Genomic DNA, 5,560 nt, shown 5'->3' with positions numbered 1-5,560 from the left:
TGCTTCAAAAGACAATGCTGCACGATGGGTTATGTCTCAGCTTTCTGATGAGCAGAAATTCGTATTGCAGCGACTTATACAGGAATATAGAGGGGAAATCGGCAAACAAAATTGGCAAGAGGAGCATTATGCTTTGCAGCCTATTGTCAATTTTTTGAGTTCAAAAATTGAAGAGCAGTTTGAGCAGAAAAGAAATCTGATCACATAATAATTTTTTGATTCTGGCTTTATGTCATGGCTTTTGATGAACTCAGCAACGTTCGCTGAAGCGATTGTAAATAGCTTCAGGCAGGCTGCATCTACCGCCAGTGGCTACAGTCTGCTTACACCCTCAGATTTTTTTGTGAACGGCTGGAAGATCGTCCAAGAGATTTTAAACTCGGTAAGTGCTTGGTCGCCTATTGATTCATTGGGGATGCTGATTGCTTCAATCATTATCATGATTGCATTTGCCTTGATTTGTGCGTTCTTGGTTTTGGCGTTGGTTGAAATGTATATCGTGGTGTCAGCTAGTGTCTTAATGATGGGGTTTGCAGGTTCGCAATGGACGAAAGACTATGCCTTGAAAACTATTCAATATGCTGTTTCAGTCGGTGCAAAAATATTTATCTTACAATTGATTGCAGGTCTTGGACTTACTTTTATCCAAGAGTGGGCTACGGGCTTTAATGTTGAAGACAATGTAAGTTTGGTCGGTATGATTGGCTGTAGTGTGGTACTGCTGGCATTAACCAAAATTGTGCCTGATATGCTCCAAGGTGTGATTAACGGTTCATCTATTGGAAGTGGTGCTGCTTTAACTTCTGCCCTACGTGCTGTGGCTGCTGCGACAGCTGGCGCTGCTGCTGGTGCAGCTGGTGCGTCTATGGCTACAAAAGGCGCTGGAGCGTTGGCAAGTGAACAGCTTAAAACGGCTCAAGCAACTGGCACAGGCCCATCGAGTGCAATGGGTAAAGCTGGTTTTATGGCTGGTAATATGGCCATGAATATGAGTTCTGCTTTAAAAAGTGACCTTGGTAGTCGTTTAAGTGGTTCTACGACTGGTGGACGTATGGCTGGCTCGATGATGAATAAAGCAAACGAGCTACGGTCAAAACGATCTAAAAGCAATCAGGATGAAAACACTATCTCATAGGGCGAGACAGATTTTTTCTGATTATTCGCATTTGTTTAGTTGTTGTTTTATACGCTCAATCCTTGTAATAAGACCATCCACACAACTTTGATGACGTTCATAAAGTGGGTGGTCTTTATTCTGCCAGTTATCCAATATTTCTTTGGCTTCGATGTACTCTTGTTCTAGTTTGTATAGTTGACCTTTCAGTCCAAAATTATCTTTATTCCAGATAGCTAATAGCTCGGTTTCACTTAGTTTTGATAAATCAGTCATTAGTAATACTCCCATTTAACCTTTAAAATCTGTTTCTGTTCGCAATGCCTTGAATATGCGTTTTGCCGTTTCTTCTCGCACACTGGACGGGTCACGTAAAATATTGGCAATCCATATTGCAAATGCTTGATAGTCCTTATTCCCTGCTAGGTCGCTGATACTGTGGACTTTAGACAATACTGAGCTATAAGTATTTATCTGACTGTCTGACAAGTTGCAGAACATATCAACCGTGCTTGGATCTCGTTCATGGTTGATTGTTTTAGGCTTGGATTTCTGTTTAAAGCTGAATGAAAACCCAATGATTGAACGTCCTCGCTTATGTTGCTCGTATTCTGCCTTAATGTCGGTATGGTCGTTAATTTGTTGAATAGCAGGCTCTAATACTCGTCTTTTAAACGATTCCATCCGTTGATGCTCTGTGTCCAATACACCAAGTCTTGACCTCAATTCCTTAGTTTCAAGCATTGATACTTTCCCAGTGCTACGCCATGCAATTAGTAGTTCATATAAACGTATGGCATAGGCACTCGTTAGGCTACTTACCTGCTCCAGTTCATAACTGGTGAAATGCTTCTCTAGGTTGGTGATCAGTGGCACAACATCATCTGAAAACCTGATACGGACAAGGGCTTCATTTTCAACATAGGACACACGCTGTACCCATCGGCTCATAACATTCTCAAGATTGCCTTTAGCCGTTAATTTTTGGTAACTAAAGCGACGCTCAAACAAGTTTTTGCAAGCATCCTTTAAGACTTTGTAGGCGGTGTTTCTATGGACATTGAAATGGTTAATGTAGCTTTCTGCATGGATAGTTAAATCACGGTCACTAGGGATATTAGACTCCCTCGCCTCCAGTATTGCTAAAAGGATTAGGCGTTGTTCTGCAAGGTCTAAATTATAACTGGCATTGATCAGCGCATTATCCTTAACGACTAGGTCTTTTTTCATACATAGCAACTTATTCGAATTTTGTTGTTATAGCAACATTATATAACAATGTTGTAATATGCAAGATAAACGTTGCTATATTGCAAGATAAACGTTGCTATATTGCAAGATAAACGTTGCTATATTGCAAGATAAACGTTGCTATATAAAGTCTGAAACCATTGCTATATAAGGATTTCAGTCACCCTAAAAATTAAAAAAAATAAAAAAATTAAAAAAGAGGGGAGGGGTCAAAATTGCCCTATGTACTCGCTAAAGCTCGTACTTTATTGAAGCTCGCAAGCTCGCTTCGAGGGGCAATTTTTCGGTTAATCCTGTTTGTGAAATCTAAAAGCAAAAGCAACTATGAATTCGCTTCGCTCATAAGGCTTTATGCTCGCTTCGCTCGGTCTAGGTGCAGATTTCAACATGAAAATATAGATTTTCTAGGGTTCAAGTCATTTAAAAGCGGTTTTTCAGAGGGTCGAGGGTCGAATATTGCTAGTTCGCTCGTAGACACTCGCTCTGTAAAACCATGTATTGTTTAGATAATTTTAATAAACACCAAAAAGAATAGGTATATCTATGGTGCAAAATCATATATTTTGCACCATAGATATACCTATCTTGAACGTGGTCTATTCCGCTTTTCGGCTTCAAGCATCTTGTTGGCTTCTTCATGCTTACCTTGTTCACGCAAGGCTTTACGTGCAAAAAATGCCTGTTTTTCTTGTTCTTGTATGGCTTTGGCTTCTTGTTTTCGTTTTTCCTGTTCGGCTAACTTCCGTTGTTGTTCTCGCTCAAGATAATTTCTTGCTCGGTCATATTTAGCTTTTAGGTTTGGATTAGCCTTGTTTACAGTCAGTTTTGCCCGATCTGTATAGCGTTCAGGCTCAAATCGAGGGGAGTTATTCCTCAATTCTCGTTCTTGTTCTTCCAGCTGGTTCAACTGCTTCTGAATTTCAGCATTTGCTGTATCCCATTTTCCGCCAAAAAACAGGGGTCTTTTTCCTAGTTCTTCTTTTTGGTGTTTAATATCGCTTTTAGATAGCTCTATTTGCTCCAAAACAGCGTTTATTTGCTCGATTTCTGTTTTTTGGATAGATGACGCTATGTTTTTCGCTTCTGTGGCTATAGCGTCGTTATATTGCGAAATAACGCTATATGCAATTTTGGTTAATTCTTCAGGGGAACGTTGTTCCTGGTCTTTTTCTTTTTGGCGTTGTTCCTGGTCTAAATTTTCCCTGGTCTGTTCCAAGTCATGAACAAGGCGTTCTGTGGCTAAAATTTCTTGCTCAAGTCCTTTAATTAATTGGCGTTCTGTATTTCTAGCCTTAATCGCATCGTTACTTAAACTGATTTCAGTGTCCTTGCCCTGTCTGCGAAGTTGGGTAATTGTAGAACCCTCATGCTGTGTGGCTTCTAAATCTAAACCTTGCTCTTTGTAGCTGCGGTGATCGACACGCTCATGGCTGCCAACCTGTTCAAGAAATTGATTGCAGAGTTCCGCAAACTGTTGTCTCCAGTGTTCGACTTCTTGTTTGCCGTTGTCGTTAAATTCTCTCGTTTTTTTATCAAGGTCGCCTTGTTGGTTAATGCTGCGTGTAGTGAGCATGATGTGGGCGTGATAGTTGCGGTCATCACTTCCGCCTGCGGTATGTGGGGCATGAATGACTGCATCAACAACGACCTTATGACGTTCTACAATTTTTCCGCATAGCTCATTGAGCATCTTCTCTCGTTGTTCTTGGTTTAATTCACAAGGAAATGCAACTTCAAATTCTCTTGATAATTGAGAGTTTTTTCTAGTTTCAATGGTTTCGACCGTATTCCAAAGCGTTTCCCGATCTAATAATTCTTTTTTGGTGTTTTCAGGCGCATAGATATTTTTAAATTCTATGCCTGTTTTCTTCGTGTAATCCTGCTCTTTTCCATAGCGTTCATCTTTCAATTTTTCCCCTGATCTATATGCAGCACACGCAACAGCACTTCGACCATCTGATCGACTAATATTTTTTACTGAAAAGTGAAAAATAGCCACGATGTAAAGTCCCATTGACAAGTGTTTTTAAAAAAAAATTGAAAATTTTTTTTCGGGGTTAAGGGGTGTCCCCTTACGCACTCCAAACTTTAGTTTGGGAAAGTGCGCCCTTCGGGAAAACCCACAACAATCATATAGCAACTTGAAAGCAATGTTCAAGTGCGCTTATGATTTAGGGGGATTTCCTCTATTTGAAAGGTATGTTAAAGATGAAAATTGAGTCATTGGAACAACAAATTTCTAAGCAACAAGAGCGGTTAAAACAGTTAAAAGCTCAAAAACAAGCTGCTGTAGCTCGTGAACGTTCTAAGCAAAAAGAGTTAGAACGAAAGAATGATACAAGACGTAAGATTTTAATCGGCTCTTGTATGTTAAAAATCGTCGAAAATGACACTGTTGCTCATGAAAAGTTAATGGCTCAACTCGATAAATACTTAACCGAAAATCGAGATAGAGAATTATTTAATCTTCCATTAAAGGAGTGAGTGATGCCTGATTTAATTCAGTTAGAATATCTACAAGAAAAATTACAGCAGCTTTTAGCGGAATCATTATTTGCAATTTATCTTTATGGTTCAGCTGTTGACGGTGGTTTAGGGCCAGAAAGTGATCTTGATGTACTGGTCGTGGTCACTCAACCATTAACTTCTGCTTTACGTGAGCAGCTTGCACAAGAATTACTAAAAATTTCACAGCCTGTTGGGGAATTACAAAGGCCATTAGAAGTTACTATTTTATTAAAAGATGAGATTCAGTCTGGAATTTATCCTTTAAGTTATGAAATGCAATTTGGTGAATGGCTGCGTGAAGAGCTTAAAGAAGGTGGAATATTGAGCTCACAGAAAGACCCAGATATTAGTATATTGCTTAGAAAAGCGAGATCTCATCATACAGTTTTATTTGGGCCAGCTTTAAACCAATGGGCACCTGAAATTTCTGATCAAGAACTATGGCAAGCAATGTCTGACACTTATCCCGAAATTGTAGCGCATTGGGATGAGGATGCAGATGAAAGAAACCAGATTTTAGCTTTATGCCGGATCTATTTTAGTTTAGTGATGAAGGATATTGCTTCAAAAGACAATGCTGCACGATGGGTTATGTCTCAGCTTTCTGATGAGCAGAAATTCGTATTGCAGCGACTTATACAGGAATATAGAGGGGAAATCGGCAAACAAAATTGGCAAGAGGAGCAT

The 5,560-nt window shown here is 39.6% G+C and carries 7 protein-coding genes; 4 read left to right on the top strand and 3 right to left on the bottom strand.

Annotated elements, in window-relative coordinates; genetic code table 11:
• Window positions 1-208: aminoglycoside adenylyltransferase domain-containing protein (locus FTV12_RS16070; protein ID WP_180034329.1), on the top strand; the 208-nt coding region annotated here is incomplete at its 5' end.
• Window positions 209-229: 21 nt separating this feature from the next.
• Window positions 230-1,135, top strand: coding sequence for a P-type conjugative transfer protein TrbL (trbL, locus tag FTV12_RS16065; protein WP_204832353.1), 906 nt, complete (start codon window positions 230-232; stop codon window positions 1,133-1,135).
• Window positions 1,136-1,156: 21 nt separating this feature from the next.
• Here trbL and FTV12_RS16060 read toward each other — a convergent pair whose 3' ends face one another.
• The 3 genes from FTV12_RS16060 to mobQ form a co-directional block, all read right to left on the bottom strand.
• Window positions 1,157-1,390 carry a hypothetical protein gene (locus FTV12_RS16060; RefSeq protein WP_065996352.1) on the bottom strand — a complete coding sequence of 78 codons (234 nt, stop codon included), beginning with the start codon at window positions 1,388-1,390 and terminating at the stop codon, window positions 1,157-1,159.
• A 15-nt stretch (window positions 1,391-1,405) separates the two neighbouring features.
• Window positions 1,406-2,344 carry a replication initiation protein RepM gene (gene repM / locus FTV12_RS16055; protein WP_065996348.1) on the bottom strand — a complete coding sequence of 313 codons (939 nt, stop codon included), beginning with the start codon at window positions 2,342-2,344 and terminating at the stop codon, window positions 1,406-1,408.
• Between the two features lie 601 nt (window positions 2,345-2,945).
• Entirely contained in the window at window positions 2,946-4,364 is a 1,419-nt protein-coding gene (gene mobQ / locus FTV12_RS16050) for a MobQ family relaxase (protein ID WP_065996350.1), read from the bottom strand.
• Window positions 4,365-4,573: 209 nt separating this feature from the next.
• On the opposite strand from mobQ, the gene FTV12_RS16045 reads away from it, so the two are divergent.
• Together FTV12_RS16045 and FTV12_RS16040 are read left to right on the top strand one after the other, a co-directional pair.
• On the top strand, window positions 4,574-4,849 hold the full coding sequence (locus tag FTV12_RS16045) for a hypothetical protein (protein WP_004919011.1): 276 nt from the start codon (window positions 4,574-4,576) through the stop codon (window positions 4,847-4,849).
• Window positions 4,850-4,852: 3 nt separating this feature from the next.
• Window positions 4,853-5,560, top strand: a 708-nt coding sequence (locus tag FTV12_RS16040; protein ID WP_180034328.1) for an ANT(3'')-II family aminoglycoside nucleotidyltransferase, incomplete at its 3' end; no start/stop codon positions are given.

Origin of the sequence: Acinetobacter sp. YH12233 (assembly GCF_013417725.1) — a bacterium.
In the GTDB taxonomy this organism is placed as follows: domain Bacteria; phylum Pseudomonadota; class Gammaproteobacteria; order Pseudomonadales; family Moraxellaceae; genus Acinetobacter.
Note: the sequence above shows the minus strand (reverse complement) of the source record. Positions and strands in the feature narration are given on the sequence as shown.